Raw genomic sequence first — 15,017 nt, 5'->3', positions numbered from 1 at the left:
GCGCCGCCGCCAGAAACCAAGAACCAACCAACCGATGCCTCCCGAGTCCGCCATCGAAGCCCCGGCCACGGCCGCCAACCCCGCCGGCACGCGTCCCGCGCATGGCGGCCGCTTCTCCGCCTGGCACCAGGCGCTGCGCATGGCCCGGCGCGACTGGCTGGCCGGCGAGCTCTACCTGCTGCTGTTTGCGCTGGTGCTTGCCGTGGCTGCGCTGACCAGCGTGGGCTTCATGGCCGACCGCATGCGGCTGGGGCTGGAGCGCGACGCACGCCAGATGATCGCGTCCGACGTACTGCTGGTGGCTGACCAGCCTTTCGATGCCGCCTTCGCGCAGCGTGCGCAAGCGGCGGGGCTGGCCGTGGCCCAGACCGTCACCTTCCCGAGCATGGCTACTGCCAACGGCAAGGCGCCGGCCGGCGGCGACGCGCCCAGCCAGCTGGCCGCGCTCAAGGCGGTGACCGACGGCTATCCGCTGCGGGGCAAGCTCAAGGTAGCCAGTGCGGCGGGGGCGCCGGATGCGCCCGCCGAAGGCATTCCGGCGCCGGGCACGGTATGGGTCGACGAGGCGCTGCTGGGCGCCCTGGGGGTTGCCGTGGGCGACACCCTGCAACTGGGCAGCCGCAGCTTCCGCATCGAACGCATCATCACGCAGGAGCTTGATCGCGGCACCGGCTTCATGAACTTCGCGCCGCGCGTGCTGATGCCGCTGTCGGACCTGGACAGCACCGGGCTGATCGGCTGGGGCAGCCGCGTGACCTACCGGCTGCTGGTGGCCGGCCCCGACGCCGCGGGCGCTGCCTTCCAGAAATGGGCGCAGGACGAGATCGGACGCCGCAAGCTGCGCAATACGCGGGTCGAGTCGCTGGAGTCGGGCCAGCCGCAGATGCGTGCCACGCTGGACCGCGCCGAGCGCTTCCTGTCGCTGGTGGCGGTGCTGTCGTCGATGATCGCGGCGGTGGCCATCGCCATGTCGGCGCGCCGCTATATGCAGCGCCACACCGATGCCTGCGCGGTCTACAAGTGCCTGGGGCTGTCGCGCGGGCAGATCCTGCGCGCCTTCGGCCTGGAGTTCCTGCTGGTGGGGGCCGCGGGCGCGCTCGCCGGGGTGCTGCTCGGGTACCTGGCGCACTATGGCCTGCTGCTGTCGCTGGGCGGGCTGCTGCGGGTGTCGCTGCCGCAGCCGTCGCTGCTGCCGGCGCTGGTGGGCGTGCTGGCCGGGCTGGTGCTGCTGGCCGGGTTCGCGCTGCCGCCGCTGCTGGCGCTGACACGGGTGGCGCCGCTGCGGGTGCTGCGCCGCGATATCGGGCTGCCGCCGGTGTCGGCCTGGGTGGCCTATGTGCTGGGCCTGGGCGCCTTTGTCGCGCTGCTGCTGGTGGCGGCGCGCGACCTGCGGCTGGGGCTGACCACGGCGGGCGGCTTTGTCGCCGCGGGCGTGGTCTTCGCGGTGCTGGCGCTGGCGCTGCTGACGCTGCTGTCGCGCCTGCTGCGGGGGCGCCTGCGCGGGCGCGCGGCGATGGGCTGGCGCTTTGCGCTGGCGGTGCTGGAACGCCGCCGCGCGGTCACGGTGCTGCAGACCGTGGCGCTGGCGGTGGGGCTGATGGCGCTGCTGCTGCTCGGCATGACCCGCAACGACCTGGTCGATTCCTGGCGCCAGGCCACGCCGGCCGACGCGCCCAACCGCTTCATCATCAATATCCAGCCGGACCAGCGCGAGCCGCTGCGCCAGATGCTGGCCGGCGCCGGCATCAACGACCTGCTCTACCCGATGGTGCGCGGGCGCCTGACTCATATCGGCGAGCGCGCCATCCGCGGCGACAGCTTCGAGGACGGGCGCGCGCGCAACCTGGTCGAGCGCGAATTCAACCTGTCCTATACCGATGCGCTGCCCGAAGGCAACCGCGTGATTGCCGGGCGCTGGTCCAACGGCCCGGACGCCGGCGCCTCGGTGGAAGAGGGCATCGCCAAGACGCTGGGCATCCGGCTGGGCGACACGCTGCGCTTTGACGTTGCCGGCCAGGCGGTGCAGGCCCGCGTGACCTCGCTGCGCAAGCTGGACTGGGGCTCGATGCGCGTCAATTTCTTCGTGATCCTGCCGCCGCAGGCGATGCAGGGGCTGCCCGAGACCTACATCACGTCGTTCCACCTGCCGCCCGCCAGCACGGCGCTGGGCAACCGGCTGATCGCGGCCTTCCCCAACATCACCGTGGTCAATACCGACCTGATCCTGCGCCAGATCCAGGACATCCTGGACCAGGTGATCGCGGCGGTGGAGTTCCTCTTTGTATTTACGCTGGCCGCGGGCGTCACCGTGCTGTACGCGGCGCTGTCCGGCGCGCGCGACGAGCGCATGCGCGACGCCGGCCTGCTCAAGGCGCTGGGCGCCTCGGCCGCGCTGGTGCGCCAGACCCAGTACGCCGAGTTCCTGGTGGTGGGCGGCCTGGCCGGATTCCTGGCCAGCCTTGGCGCGATCGCGGTGGGCTGGGGCCTGTCGCAGTTCGTCTTCGATTTCCCGTACCGCTTCAATGCCTGGATCGTGCCGGTGGGCGTGGTTTCTGGCATGCTGTGCGCTTTTGCCGGCGGCTGGCTGGGCCTGCGCGAAGTGCTGCGCCAGCCCGCGCTGGCGACCTTGCGTGATGCCTGAGGCAGCCTGCGCAGACTGAGTGTGTGATGAGTACTGAATCCAACGACAAGCCCGGCACGGCCGAGGTGACCGCATTTGAACTGGTGGGCGGCGAAGCGCGCGTGCGCGAGCTGGTCGACCGCTTCTACGACCTGATGGACCTGGAGACCCAGTTCGCCGGACTGCGTGCGCTGCACCCGCCCTCGCTGGAGGGCTCGCGCGACAAGCTGTTCTGGTTCCTGTGCGGCTGGCTGGGCGGCCCCAACCACTTTATCGAGCGCTTCGGCCATCCGCGCCTGCGCGCGCGCCATATGCCGTTCGAGATCGGCGTGAGCGAGCGCGACCAGTGGATGCGCTGCATGGCGCTGGCAATGCAGGACATCGGCCTGTCCGAAGACCTGCAGTTGCGCCTGATGCAGGCCTTCTTCCAGACCGCCGACTGGATGCGCAACGTGGCGCGCTGAGGCGCCGCTGCTCCCTTCTTTCAACCGAAAGGTTTCCCGGCCCATGACAGACCAACTGCCTGAAGACGCCCTGCGTCTGCTCGATTTCTGGTTCGGCCAGCCCGGGTCGGCCGCCTGGAATACCGAGCGCCCGCAATGGTTCACCAAGTCGGACGCCTTCGATGCGCAGATCCGCACCAACTTCCTGTCCGACTGGCAGGTCGCCTGCGACGGGGCACCGGACGACTGGTCGGTCACGCCAGAGGGCGCCTGCGCGCGCGTGGTGCTGCTGGACCAGTTCCCGCGCAACATGTTCCGCAACGATCCGCGCAGCTTCGGCAGCGATGCGCTGGCGCTGGCACTGGCCAGGCGCATCGTCGCCACCGGCATGGACCGCAAGCTGCCGACGGACTACCACCGCATGTTCTGCTACATGCCGTTCGAGCATTCCGAGGCGCTGGAGGACCAGGACGAGGCGGTGCGCCTGATGACGCAGCTGCGCGAGGCCAGCGGCGGGGTGGTGGATGTGGTGGAGTGGGCCGGGAAGCACCGCGCGATCATCGCGCGCTTCGGCCGCTTCCCGCACCGCAATGCGGTGCTGGGCAGGCAGAGCACCGAGCAGGAACTGGCGTTCCTGCGGCAGCCGGGCTCGTCGTTCTGAACCAGGCCGGCTGCAGGGGCGCGCTCAGGTCTTGTCGCGCGCCTGTTGCCACTTGTCGACCCGCACGCGCGGCGCGGCCGCCAGCTGGCCCAGCAGGCCGGCGGGCGTGTCTGCCACATGCAGCAGGTCGGCATGCACCTGCTTCATGAAGCCTTCCTGCACCGCGTGCGCAAGGAAACCCAGCAGGCCGTCGTAGAACCCGCCGACATTCAGCAGGCCCACCGGCTTGTCGTGGTAGCCCAGCTGCAGCCAGGTGAAGGTCTCGAACAGTTCTTCGAAGGTACCCACGCCGCCCGGCATGGCGATAAAGGCGTCGGCACGATCCGCCATCATCTGCTTGCGCTCGTGCATGTTGCGCACCACGTGCAGCTCGGTCAGGCCGCGGTGGCCGACTTCCTTCTGCATCAGCGCGTCGGGGATGATGCCGATGGCGTTGCCGCCATGTTCCATCACGGCGTCGGCGACGATGCCCATCAGGCCCACCTTGCCACCGCCGTACACCAGCGCCAGGCCGCTTTCGGCCAGGGTGCGGCCGAGCAGGCGCGCGCCTTCGGCGTATTCAGGACGGTTGCCGGGGCTGGAGCCGCAATACACGCAGACCGATTTCACTTTGCTTCCTTTGCCGCGTCGGCTGCGGCCTTGGCTGCCGCGTAGTCGCGCGCCAGCTGGTCGAATGCGTCCCGGGCCCGGCCGCGCAGGTAGGGCGCCAGGATCGAGAAGATGTGGTAGCTCGATCCGTGCAGGTAGCCGCGGATCTGCTCGGGGTCGTTGTACTGGCGCGGATGCTGCACGAACTGGAACGACAGCCAGTAGGTGGCGATCACCACCATGTTGGTGCAGATGGCCTCGACCTGCTCGGGCGTGGCTTCCATTTCGCCGTCGTCGATGAACTGGCGGCAGATCTCGTGCGCAAAGCGCTTCTTCTGCTCGACGATGCGCTTGAAGTTGGTCTCCAGCATCCGGTTGCGCGCCAGCAGGTCGTTGATGTCGCGGTACAGGAAGCGGTAGTTCCACAGGAACTCGGACATGTACTGCAGGTAGCCCCAGCTTTCGTTCAGCGTGGCCTTGTGGTCGTCCGGCATCTTCAGGCGCCGCTCCATCTCCTGCTCGAAGCGCACGAAGATGGAGTTGATGATGTCGTCCTTGTTGCGGAAGTGGTAGTAGAGATTGCCGGGGCTGATCTCCATGGCTTCCGCAATCGTCGTGGTGGTGACGTTGGGTTCGCCGACTTCGTTGAACAGGCGCAGCGAGACGTCGAGGATGCGGTCCCTGGTGCGGCGGGGGCCGGTTTGCGGTTTCGGTTCCATGGGCGTCCGGGCGATCGGTGCGATCGGTAAATCGGGGGGCAGGCTAGCGATTATAAGCAATCGGCCCGGCCACCCCATCCGGCATCCCCGGCGAGTGACGGATCAGCCCGCCAGCGCCCGCACCCAGCGCACCACGTGCGGCCCGGCGATGGCGACCCAGGTGCCGCCGCACAGCACCAGCGCCAGCATTACCGCGGCGCTGCCGAAATCCTTGGCGCGCTTGGACAGGCTGTGCCGCTCCAGCGAAATGCGGTCGATCGCCGCCTCGACGCTGGAATTGAGCAACTCGACGATCAGCACCACCAGCAGCGTGCCCAGCAGCAGGATGCGCTCGACCACGTCCACCGGCAGCAGGAATGCCCACGGCGCCAGGATTACCACCAGCGTCAGCTCCTGGCGGAACGCGCTTTCCTCGAGCACCGCATAGCGCAGCCCCGACAGCGAATTGATGGCCGCATGCCAGGCGCGCGTCAGGCCGCGGTTGCCCTTGTGGGGGTTCTGCTCGATCGAATAGTCAGCGCTCTGGATTGCCTGCGGCGGCCTCTGCAGAGGCGGGTCGGACGGCAGTTCCGGATGGGGTTTGGACATGGTTTTGCGGGGCGGGTTGGGCCGCTGCGCTGTCGCGGCCTGGCTTGCCGGCAGCGAACGGCCGAAGATGGGCCAGGAACTGCTCGGAGGCGGCGCGCCACGAGAACCGCTCGGCGTGGGCACGGGCCGTGGCGCGGTCGATGCGCAGCGCTTCCAGGCAGGCTTCGCGCAGGTCTTCGTGCATCGCGCCGGCGGGGCTGTCGCCCAGCACATCGATCGGGCCGGTGACCGGATAGGCGGCCACGGGCAGCCCGCTGGCCAGCGCTTCCAGCAGCACCAGCCCGAAGGTGTCGGTGCGGCTCGGGAACACGAACACATCAGCCGAAGCATACACCCGGGCCAGCTCGGGCTGGCTCAGCACGCCCAGGTAGTTGGCGCCCGGATAGCGCGCGCGCAGCGCCGGCAGCGCCGGGCCGTCGCCGACCACCCACTTGGAGCCGGGCAGGTCCAGCGCCAGGAAGGCCTCGACGTTCTTTTCCACCGCCACGCGGCCCACGTACAGGAAGATCGGGTGGGCGGTGTTGAGCACGTTGGGGCGCTGCAGCGTGAACACGTCCAGGTCCACGCCGCGCGTCCACAGCACGGCGTTGGTGATGCCATAGTGCCGCAGGTCGTCAAGCACCACCGGGGTGGGCGCCATCACCGCCTGGGCCGGGCCGTGGAACCAGCGCAGGAAGCGGTACGTCCACGCCAGCGGGATGCCGAAGCGTGCCTGCACGTATTCCGGAAAGCGCGTGTGATAGGCGGTGGTGAAGGGCAGCCGGCGGCGGAGCGCGTGGCGCCGCGCGGCCAGGCCCAGCGGCCCTTCGGTGGCGATATGCAGGGCATCCGGAGCGAAGGCCTCGATGCGGCGCTGCACGCGCGCCGCCGGGAACAGCGACAGGCGGATCTCGGGGTAGGTCGGGCACGGCACGGTGCGGAATTCCAGCGGCGTGATCATGTCGACCGTGTGGCCCATGGCCTCGAGTTCGCGGCGCGTGGACTTGAGCGTGCGCACCACGCCGTTGACCTGCGGTTCCCAGGCATCGGTGACGATCAGGATCTTCATGCAGCCTCCTCGGGCGCGGTGGAAGGGCAATGCGGTTGGGGCAAACGGTGGCAGGCCGGGATCAGCCCGCCACGGCGGCGCGGCGACGGCGGCGCGTGGCCGGGGCCGGCGCGTCCAGCAGCGTGGTCCAGTAGACGATCTTCAGCTCGCCTTCCATGGTCTCGACCAGTGCCGACAGGCTTTCGACCCAGTCGCCGTCGTTGCAGTAGAGCTGGCCGTTGACCTCGCGGATCTCGGCCTTGTGGATATGGCCGCAGACCACGCCGTCGCAGCCGCGGCGGCGCGCTTCATCGACCATCGCGCTCTCGAAGGCGCCGATGTAGTTGACCGCGTTCTTGACCTGGTGCTTGAGGAACTGCGACAGCGACCAGTAGGGGAAGCCCAGGCGCGCGCGCAGCCGGTTGAAGTGGCGGTTCAGCGCCAGGATCACCGTGTACAGCGAATCGCCGAGGTAGGCCAGCCAGCGCGCGTGCTGCACCACGCCGTCGAACAGGTCGCCGTGCACCACCCACAGCCGGCGCCCGGTGGCGGTGACGTGCACGGCTTCTTCGCGCACGGTGATGTCGCCAAAGGCCATCCCGTCGAACTGGCGCGCGGCCTCGTCGTGGTTGCCGGGAACGTAGATCACTTCAGTGCCCTTGCGCGCCTTGCGCAGCAGCTTCTGCACCACGTCGTTGTGGCTTTGCGGCCAGTACCAGCCGCGGCGCAGCTGCCAGCCGTCGATGATGTCGCCGACCAGGTAGAGCTGGTCGGACTCGTTGTGCTTGAGGAAGTCCAGCAGGTAGTTGGCCTGGCAGCCGGGCGTGCCCAGGTGGATGTCCGACAGCCAGATGGCGCGGTAGCGCTGGATCGGGTGCGGCTCGGGCGGGTAGGTCTGCTGCTGTTCGCGCTGGGGCGCCAGCGCGGCATCCAGGGCCGGCGCCATGAAGGCGGTCAGCGGCGCGGCGCTGTCGCTGTCAGGGCTGCGGCGCAGCCATTGCGTCAGTTGCGCGGTCTTCGACAAATACCCGCGGGCAGATCGGATTGCTTGCACCATGGCTGTCCCGGTTGCGGCGATGGCTGCATTCAGCCAGCCCGCGATGACGGTGCCGTGACGGAAACATGACTGACATATGAATCGTGGCGGAAGTGGAACAGTCCTGGCTGGCGCAGGTGTCAGTGCCCGCGGGCGGACAGCTCGGCCAGTGCGTCCAGCACCGCACGCACCGCGGCGGGATGGCGCAGCAGCGTGACATGACCGATGCCGGCCAGCGCAATATGCCCGGCGCCGTCGAGCCAGCCGGTGCAAGGCGGCCCGGCGATCGAGTCATGCCAGCTGAAGATCGAGATCATGCGCGCGCGGCGGCGCGGGGTTTCCGCGGCGGCGAGCGCGCGCAGCCAGGGGCTGCCGCAACGCATCTGGCGCGCATTGGGGCCGCCGCCAAAGCGCGCCAGCGCGCTGCCGTGGTGGGGGCTGCCCAGCGTCACCACGCCGGCGCAGACGTCTTCGTCGCCCGCCAGCTGCAGCGCGGCGCGCGCGGCCAGCCCGCCCATGCTGTGGCAGACCAGCAGCGGCGGGCGTCCGGCCTCGGCTGTGATGCGCCGCATGGCGGCCAGCAGCGTGCGGGCGTAGTCGTCGATGTCGCCGAACACCGGCTTGAGCTCGATCCCCTCGCAGCGGTAGCCGGCGGCGGCCAGTGCCGGCTGCATGTCGAGCCAGATGGCCTGCCCGCAGGCGTAGCCGTGCACCAGCAGCACCGGCGGGGCGTCGCGGCCAGGCAGGGCGTCAAGCGGTGCGGCATAAGGAGCGTGCGCGCGGAACGGCTGCAGCCAGTCGAACATGCGCAGCACGGCCACGCACTCGGCCGCAAAGCAGCGCAACGCCTCAGGCAGGCGCAGCGGCCGGCGCGTGGCGGCGAGTTCAAGCGGTGGTGCGGGCGGGTGATTGCCGCGCCCGACCCACAGGCCGCGCCCGCTCAGGGCGAAGGCGAAGGCAATGCCGCTGGCGAAGCTGCCGAGGATGGCCGCGACGCCGGCGGCGACCGCGCCGGGCCATGGCCAGCCGGCCAGTTGCACCAGCCCGGCGGCGATGCCCAGCGCGGCGGCCGCCTGCAAGGTCACCGCAAGGCGGCGGATGCCGGCAGCCGACAGGCTCATGGCTTGGGCGGGCGCAGGTCGGTCAGCCGCGTGCCGGCCAGGCGATCATGCAGGAACTGGCGGCGCGGATCCAGCCACGCCAGCAGGACCCAGACCAGCAGGCCGGCGCACAGCACCGCTACGAACGGCCCCTTGACCAGCCCCAGCATATGGCCGACTGCCGCCGATGGCGGCAGCCACAGCCATGCCAGCACGTAGCGCAGCGCCGCTTGCGGCCAGCGCGGCGGCACGCCGGCGGCGTTCTCGACGCGCATGCGCCAGGTCTGCATGGCCAGGGTCTGGCCGTTGCGTTGCCAGAACCAGGTGAAATACAGGCCCATCACCAGGAAGCTCCACACCTGGATCACGAGCGGCCCGTCCACGCCAAGCTTCTGCAGCAGCGGTTGCACCAGCAGGTAGGCAGCGGTCGAGGCGCTCAGCACGCCGAACAGCAGCACGCCCTCATAGAGCATGCAGGCGATGCGTCGGCGCAAGGGCGGGGCGGCGGGGCGGGCGGCTGCGGCGGGGTTGGGATCGAGGGTGGCAGCGGGCATGGAAGGCGAAGAAGGCTGGGCTGGCGCACGGGGGCATGGCGGTGCCGGCGCGGGTCAGTCGGGGCCGGCCTTGCTGCGCTGGCCGGCGTGAGACGGCCATTATGCCAAATGACGTGGGGATTACTGGCGCACGGTGGCGTCGGAAGCCGCGGCCGCTTCGGTGGCGGCCTCGGCTGCGGATGCCGGTGCGGCGAGCGCTGCCGGTGCCGAAGCAGCCGGCGCCGCGGCGGCGGTCACGGCCGCGGGCGCGGAGGCCGGTTGCGCCTGGGCTTCGCTGGCGGGCATGCCGGCAGCGTGGCCACTGCGACCCGCTGCGGCGCTGGCCGCTTTCGGCTCGCGGTGGAACTGGCGGCTGGTGTCGCTGGGCAGGCGCTTGCCGCTGGGCAGCGCGCTGACAGCGCCGGGGCGGCGCGGCACATGGTCGGTGGCGGCCAGCTTCTTTTTCTGCTCTTCAGGCAGCTGCTGGTACTTGTCCCAGGCCTCGGCCTTTTTCTCGGCCGGCAGCGAGCGGGTGATCTGGTAGTTCTCGCGCGCCAGCCGGCGTTGCTGCGGGGTCATCTTGACCCATTCCGCCATGCGAGCCTGCAGCCGGGCCTGCTCGGCCGGGGAGAACTTGGGGTAGCGCTCGGCGATGCGCAGCCATTTGTGGCGGTTCAGTTCCGGCAGGCTGTCCCACAGCGGCTGCAGCGGGGCCAGGATGCGCTGGTTGACCGGGCTCAGATCGGCCCAGGCCGGCCGGGCATTGGTTGCCTGCGCGGCCGCAGGCGCTGTCACCGCCGAAGCCCCCTGGGCATGCGCCGCGGGCGGCAGCAGGCCCCAGCAGGCGGCTGCGCCGGCACCGGCCAGCAGCGCGGCCAGCCGGCGGCGCAAGGCGTCGGGGTGGAATATTGCGCGCGCCATGCTATTGCCCGCGCTTCAGGAATACGTGGAAGCCCTCGTCGGCGTAGGCCGTGGGCGGCAGATCGTCGAGCAGCATGGCGGCGTCGATATCGGCCAGTTCCTCGATGCGCTTCTGCTCCTGCCAGTGATAGATGCCGATCAGGCCGGCGGCCAGCGCCACCAGCGTCCAGATCAGGCCAAGGCGGCGCAGCCAGGCGCCGGCGCGGTGCAGCGGGGAGCTGTCTTCATCAAACAGCGGGACGTGCGCGCCGGGCATGGCCAGTTGCGGGACCAGCACGGGTGCCGCGGCCTTCTTGCGGGCGACCGCCATCCGGCGCGCAGCGGCGAGCCGTTCGGTGATGTCGGCCGGCAGGTCGTCGGTGCCGGCATCGAGTGCCGCCCGAATCTCTTGGGCAAACCGGCGTTCGCGGATTTCTTTTTCGTTTCTGCTCATAGTCGGACCCCCCGTGCGCGCAGGGCCTGCGCAAGTGTATGCGTGGCACGGGAACAGTGCGTCTTGACGCTGCCTTCGGAGCACCCCATTACGGCGGCGGTTTCGGCGACGTCCATATCTTCCCAGTAACGCATCAGGAATGCCTCGCGTTGACGCGTCGGCAGGCGCTGGATTTCCTGCTCGATGATGTGCATGACCTGGGCGCGCTCGACCTTGTCGGCGCTGCTTTCGGCCGATGCAGAGCCAGCCTGTGCCTCCAGCGTCTCAAGCAGGTCATTGTCGTCGCCTTCGCGGTCGTCGCGCAGGCTGGAAAACAGCGAGACCCAGGTGTTGCGCACCTTCTGGCGGCGGAACCAGTCGTGGATGGTGTTCTGCAGGATGCGCTGGAACAGCGGCGCCAGCTCGGCGGCGTCTTTGTCTCCGTACTTCTCGGCCAGCTTGATCATGGCGTCCTGGACAATGTCCAGCGCGGCGTCGTCGTCGCGGACCGCAAATACGGCCTGCTTGAAGGCGCGGCGCTCGACGCTGGCAAGAAAATCGGACAGTTCCTGGTCGGTGGCCATTCAGGCGGTTGCGGCTCGTTGCTGCGGGACAAATGCCCGGTTCTGGTGAATGTGCTGCGTACGGCCCGTGGCACATTCGAGGTGCTGCGATGCTAGCAAAAAAACGACCCCCTGTACCACTTTGTATTGCTGCAAATACATTGCGGCGCGCAAAAGATCCGCCGCACTCGGGAAAATCCCTCATGCGCAGGGCAAAAACAACCGTAGACCGCGCTGGTGCATTGCAGTATCATCGTCGGTTCACACGACATCAGTGGTTGTCTCATCCGGCCGCTTATGAGGCGGTCTTCCATGCAGACGCGCACCGCTTGAACCCGAGCCACAAGCCCGGCAGAGAGCATCCAAACAATTTTTTGCCGAAAATTGCAAAGGACTGAAATGAACATGCCCAGCGCGGAATTCTCCCACGCAGACAGCAATTCATCTGCCGCACCCGAAATGATCGGGGCGGAAATTCTCGTTCACGCACTTGCCGAAGAAGGCGTCGAGTACGTCTGGGGCTACCCCGGCGGCGCAGTGCTGTATATCTACGACGAGCTCCACAAGCAAACCAAGTTCGAGCACATCCTGGTGCGCCACGAGCAGGCCGCGGTCCATGCCGCAGACGGCTATGCACGGGCAACCGGCAAGGTGGGCGTGGCACTGGTGACCTCCGGTCCCGGCGTGACCAATGCCGTCACCGGCATTGCCACCGCGTACCTCGACTCGATCCCGATGGTGGTGATCACCGGCAACGTGCCGACCCACGCCATTGGCCAGGACGCCTTCCAGGAGTGCGACACCGTCGGCATTACCCGCCCGATCGTCAAGCACAACTTCCTGGTGAAGGACGTGCGCGACCTCGCCGCGACCATCAAGAAGGCGTTCTTCATTGCCGCGACCGGCCGTCCGGGCCCGGTGGTAGTGGACATCCCCAAGGATGTCTCGCGCAATGCCTGCAAGTACGAGTACCCCAAGTCGATCGACATGCGCTCGTACAACCCGGTGAACAAGGGCCACTCGGGCCAGATCCGCAAGGCCGTGGCCCTGCTCCAAGGTGCCGAGCGTCCGTATATCTACACCGGCGGCGGCGTGGTGCTGGCCAATGCCAGCGACGAGCTGCGCCAGCTGGCGGCGCTGACCGGCCACCCGGTGACCAACACGCTGATGGGCCTGGGCGCGTTCCCCGGCACCAGCAAGCAGTTCGTCGGCATGCTCGGCATGCACGGCACGTATGAAGCCAACATGGCCATGCAGAACTGCGACGTGCTGATCGCCATCGGTGCCCGCTTCGACGACCGCGTGATCGGCAACCCGGCGCACTTCACCTCGCAGGCGCGCAAGATCATCCATATCGACATCGATCCGTCGTCGATCTCCAAGCGCGTCAAGGTCGACATCCCCATCGTCGGCAACGTCAAGGACGTGCTGCAGGAACTGATCGCCCAGATCAAGGCCAGCGACATCAAGCCCAAGCGCGAAGCGCTCGCCAAATGGTGGGAGCAGATCGAGCAATGGCGTTCGGTGGACTGCCTGAAGTACGACCGCAGCTCCGAGATCATCAAGCCGCAGTACGTGGTGGAAAAGATCTGGGAACTGACCAAGGGCGATGCCTTCATCTGCTCCGACGTCGGCCAGCACCAGATGTGGGCCGCGCAGTTCTACAAGTTCGACGAGCCGCGCCGCTGGATCAATTCCGGCGGCCTGGGCACGATGGGCGTGGGCCTGCCGTACGCGATGGGCATCAAGAAGGCGTTCCCGGAGAAGGAAGTCGTCACCATCACCGGTGAAGGCTCGATCCAGATGTGCATCCAGGAACTGTCGACCTGCCTGCAGTACGACACCCCGGTGAAGATCTGCTCGCTCAACAATGGCTACCTGGGCATGGTGCGCCAGTGGCAGGAAATCGAGTACGACAATCGCTACTCGCACTCCTACATGGACGCGCTGCCCGATTTCGTCAAGCTGGCCGAGGCCTACGGGCACGTCGGCATGCGCGTCGAGAAGACGTCGGACGTCGAGCCGGCGCTGCGCGAGGCGTTCCGCCTGACGGACCGTACCGTGTTCCTGGACTTCCAGACCGATCCCACCGAAAACGTCTGGCCGATGGTCCAGGCGGGCAAGGGCATTTCCGAAATGCTGCTCGGCGCGGAGGACCTGTAATGCGTCACATCATTTCGGTCCTGCTGGAAAACGAACCGGGCGCGCTGTCGCGCGTGGTGGGCCTGTTCTCGGCCCGCGGCTATAACATCGAGACGCTGACCGTGGCACCCACCGAGGATGCCTCGCTGTCGCGCATGACCATTGTCACCTCCGGCTCGGATGACGTGATCGAGCAGATCACCAAGCACCTGAACCGCCTGGTGGAAGTGGTCAAGGTGGTCGACCTGACCGAAGGCGCGCACATCGAACGCGAGCTGATGCTCGTCAAGGTGCGCGCGGTGGGCAAGGAGCGCGAGGAAATGAAGCGCACCGCCGACATCTTCCGCGGCCGCATCATCGATGTCACCGAGAAGACCTACACCATCGAGCTGACCGGCAACGGCGTCAAGCTCGATGCGTTCCTGGACGCCATCGACCGCACCGCCATCCTCGAGACCGTCCGTACCGGCGGCTCGGGCATCGGCCGCGGCGAGCGCATCCTGAAGGTCTGACCGGGCCCCGGCTCACCCATACGGCTTCACGCAGCATCCCCGGGGCGGCGCGATCCGGACGCACACGATGCGTCCGAGGATGCCGCCCCCCTCATACAAAAGACAGAGATTGAAGGAATCATCATGAAAGTGTTTTACGACAAGGACGCCGACCTCTCCCTGATCAAGGGCAAGAACGTCACCATCATCGGCTATGGCTCGCAGGGCCATGCCCACGCGCTGAACCTGAAGGATTCGGGCGTCAATGTGACGGTCGGCCTGCGCAAGAGCGGCGCGTCGTGGAACAAGGCTGCCAACGCCGGCCTGCAAGTGAAGGAAGTGGCCGAGGCCGTCAAGGGTGCCGACGTGGTCATGATCCTGCTGCCGGACGAGCAGATCGCCGACGTGTACAAGAACGAAGTGCACGACAACATCAAGGAAGGCGCGGCGCTGGCCTTCGCCCACGGCTTCAACGTGCACTACGGTGCCGTGATCCCGCGCGCCGACCTGGACGTGATCATGATCGCGCCGAAGGCCCCGGGCCACACCGTGCGCGCCACGTACACGCAAGGTGGCGGCGTGCCGCACCTGATCGCCGTGCACCAGAACAAGTCCGGCGCCGCCCGTGACATCGCGCTGTCGTACGCCACCGCCAACGGCGGCGGCCGTGCCGGCATCATCGAGACCAACTTCCGCGAAGAAACCGAAACCGACCTGTTCGGCGAGCAGGCCGTGCTGTGCGGCGGTACCGTCGAGCTGATCAAGGCTGGCTTCGAAACCCTGGTGGAAGCCGGCTACGCGCCGGAAATGGCCTACTTCGAGTGCCTGCACGAACTGAAGCTGATCGTCGACCTGATCTACGAAGGCGGCATCGCCAACATGAACTACTCGATCTCCAACAACGCGGAATATGGTGAGTACGTCACTGGCCCGCGCGTGGTGACCGAAGAGACCAAGAAGGCGATGAAGCAGTGCCTGACCGACATCCAGACCGGCGAGTACGCCAAGAGCTTCCTGCTGGAGAACAAGGCCGGCGCCCCGACGCTGATCTCGCGCCGCCGCCTGACGGCCGAGCACCAGATCGAGGAAGTGGGTGCCAAGCTGCGCGCGATGATGCCGTGGATCGCCAAGAACAAGATGGTCGACCAGTCGAAGAACTAAGCTGCATCGCTG

16 protein-coding genes are annotated in these 15,017 nt (G+C 67.9%); 6 read left to right on the top strand and 10 right to left on the bottom strand.

The genetic code is table 11. The features are described 5' to 3' along the window. Window positions 1-34 precede the first annotated feature (34 nt). From AC3WVS_RS26210 to AC3WVS_RS26200, 3 genes are read left to right on the top strand one after another with little or no spacing between them, the layout of a single operon-like run. A complete protein-coding gene (locus tag AC3WVS_RS26210; RefSeq protein ID WP_492320938.1) occupies window positions 35-2,641 on the top strand; it encodes an ABC transporter permease in 2,607 nt (868 codons plus the stop codon). Window positions 2,642-2,667: 26 nt separating this feature from the next. Next, a complete protein-coding gene (locus tag AC3WVS_RS26205) occupies window positions 2,668-3,084 on the top strand; it encodes a group II truncated hemoglobin (RefSeq protein WP_010809157.1) in 417 nt (138 codons plus the stop codon). Window positions 3,085-3,127: 43 nt separating this feature from the next. After that, window positions 3,128-3,724 (top strand): DUF924 family protein, encoded by a 597-nt coding sequence (locus tag AC3WVS_RS26200; RefSeq protein WP_492320937.1) that lies wholly within the window; start codon window positions 3,128-3,130, stop codon window positions 3,722-3,724. A 24-nt stretch (window positions 3,725-3,748) separates the two neighbouring features. Here AC3WVS_RS26200 and AC3WVS_RS26195 read toward each other — a convergent pair whose 3' ends face one another. From AC3WVS_RS26195 to AC3WVS_RS26150, 10 genes are all read right to left on the bottom strand, one after another. Beyond that, a complete protein-coding gene (locus AC3WVS_RS26195; RefSeq protein WP_492320936.1) occupies window positions 3,749-4,333 on the bottom strand; it encodes an LOG family protein in 585 nt (194 codons plus the stop codon). Then, on the bottom strand, window positions 4,330-5,031 hold the full coding sequence (locus AC3WVS_RS26190) for a TetR/AcrR family transcriptional regulator (protein ID WP_492320935.1): 702 nt from the start codon (window positions 5,029-5,031) through the stop codon (window positions 4,330-4,332). Before AC3WVS_RS26190 ends, AC3WVS_RS26195 begins: the two co-directional genes overlap by 4 nt. Window positions 5,032-5,133: 102 nt before the next feature. Then, window positions 5,134-5,619 carry a diacylglycerol kinase gene (locus AC3WVS_RS26185; RefSeq protein ID WP_492320934.1) on the bottom strand — a complete coding sequence of 162 codons (486 nt, stop codon included), beginning with the start codon at window positions 5,617-5,619 and terminating at the stop codon, window positions 5,134-5,136. Further along, a complete protein-coding gene (locus tag AC3WVS_RS26180) occupies window positions 5,546-6,667 on the bottom strand; it encodes a glycosyltransferase family 4 protein (protein ID WP_492320933.1) in 1,122 nt (373 codons plus the stop codon). Before AC3WVS_RS26180 ends, AC3WVS_RS26185 begins: the two co-directional genes overlap by 74 nt. A 61-nt stretch (window positions 6,668-6,728) precedes the next feature. After that, window positions 6,729-7,703 carry a UDP-2,3-diacylglucosamine diphosphatase gene (locus AC3WVS_RS26175; RefSeq protein WP_492320932.1) on the bottom strand — a complete coding sequence of 325 codons (975 nt, stop codon included), beginning with the start codon at window positions 7,701-7,703 and terminating at the stop codon, window positions 6,729-6,731. A gap of 119 nt (window positions 7,704-7,822) precedes the next feature. Then, window positions 7,823-8,803, bottom strand: a complete 981-nt coding sequence (locus tag AC3WVS_RS26170) for an esterase/lipase family protein (RefSeq protein ID WP_492320931.1) — start codon at window positions 8,801-8,803, stop codon at window positions 7,823-7,825. Beyond that, entirely contained in the window at window positions 8,800-9,336 is a 537-nt protein-coding gene (locus tag AC3WVS_RS26165) for an RDD family protein (protein WP_492320930.1), read from the bottom strand. The genes AC3WVS_RS26170 and AC3WVS_RS26165 overlap by 4 nt, the downstream gene beginning before the upstream one ends. 120 nt (window positions 9,337-9,456) lie before the next feature. After that, window positions 9,457-10,236 carry a DUF3106 domain-containing protein gene (locus tag AC3WVS_RS26160; protein WP_492320929.1) on the bottom strand — a complete coding sequence of 260 codons (780 nt, stop codon included), beginning with the start codon at window positions 10,234-10,236 and terminating at the stop codon, window positions 9,457-9,459. Between the two features lies 1 nt (window position 10,237). After that, entirely contained in the window at window positions 10,238-10,669 is a 432-nt protein-coding gene (locus tag AC3WVS_RS26155) for a DUF3619 family protein (protein ID WP_492320928.1), read from the bottom strand. Further along, on the bottom strand, window positions 10,666-11,232 hold the full coding sequence (locus tag AC3WVS_RS26150; protein WP_492320927.1) for an RNA polymerase sigma factor: 567 nt from the start codon (window positions 11,230-11,232) through the stop codon (window positions 10,666-10,668). Before AC3WVS_RS26150 ends, AC3WVS_RS26155 begins: the two co-directional genes overlap by 4 nt. 378 nt (window positions 11,233-11,610) lie before the next feature. Between AC3WVS_RS26150 and AC3WVS_RS26145 the strand changes: the two genes are divergently transcribed. The 3 genes from AC3WVS_RS26145 (at window position 11,611) to ilvC (ending at window position 15,005) form a co-directional block, all read left to right on the top strand. Further along, on the top strand, window positions 11,611-13,374 hold the full coding sequence (locus AC3WVS_RS26145; protein ID WP_492320926.1) for an acetolactate synthase 3 catalytic subunit: 1,764 nt from the start codon (window positions 11,611-11,613) through the stop codon (window positions 13,372-13,374). Then, complete coding sequence (gene ilvN / locus AC3WVS_RS26140) at window positions 13,374-13,865, top strand: acetolactate synthase small subunit (RefSeq protein ID WP_010809144.1); 492 nt, start codon at window positions 13,374-13,376, stop codon at window positions 13,863-13,865. Before AC3WVS_RS26145 ends, ilvN begins: the two co-directional genes overlap by 1 nt. Before the next feature lie 123 nt (window positions 13,866-13,988). Beyond that, window positions 13,989-15,005, top strand: coding sequence for a ketol-acid reductoisomerase (ilvC, locus tag AC3WVS_RS26135; protein ID WP_010809143.1), 1,017 nt, complete (start codon window positions 13,989-13,991; stop codon window positions 15,003-15,005). The last annotated feature ends 12 nt before the right edge of the window (window positions 15,006-15,017 follow it).

It is taken from the genome of Cupriavidus sp. CPT47-8839-RL05A, assembly GCF_058792255.1.
This window is presented reverse-complemented; position numbering and strand designations above follow the sequence as displayed.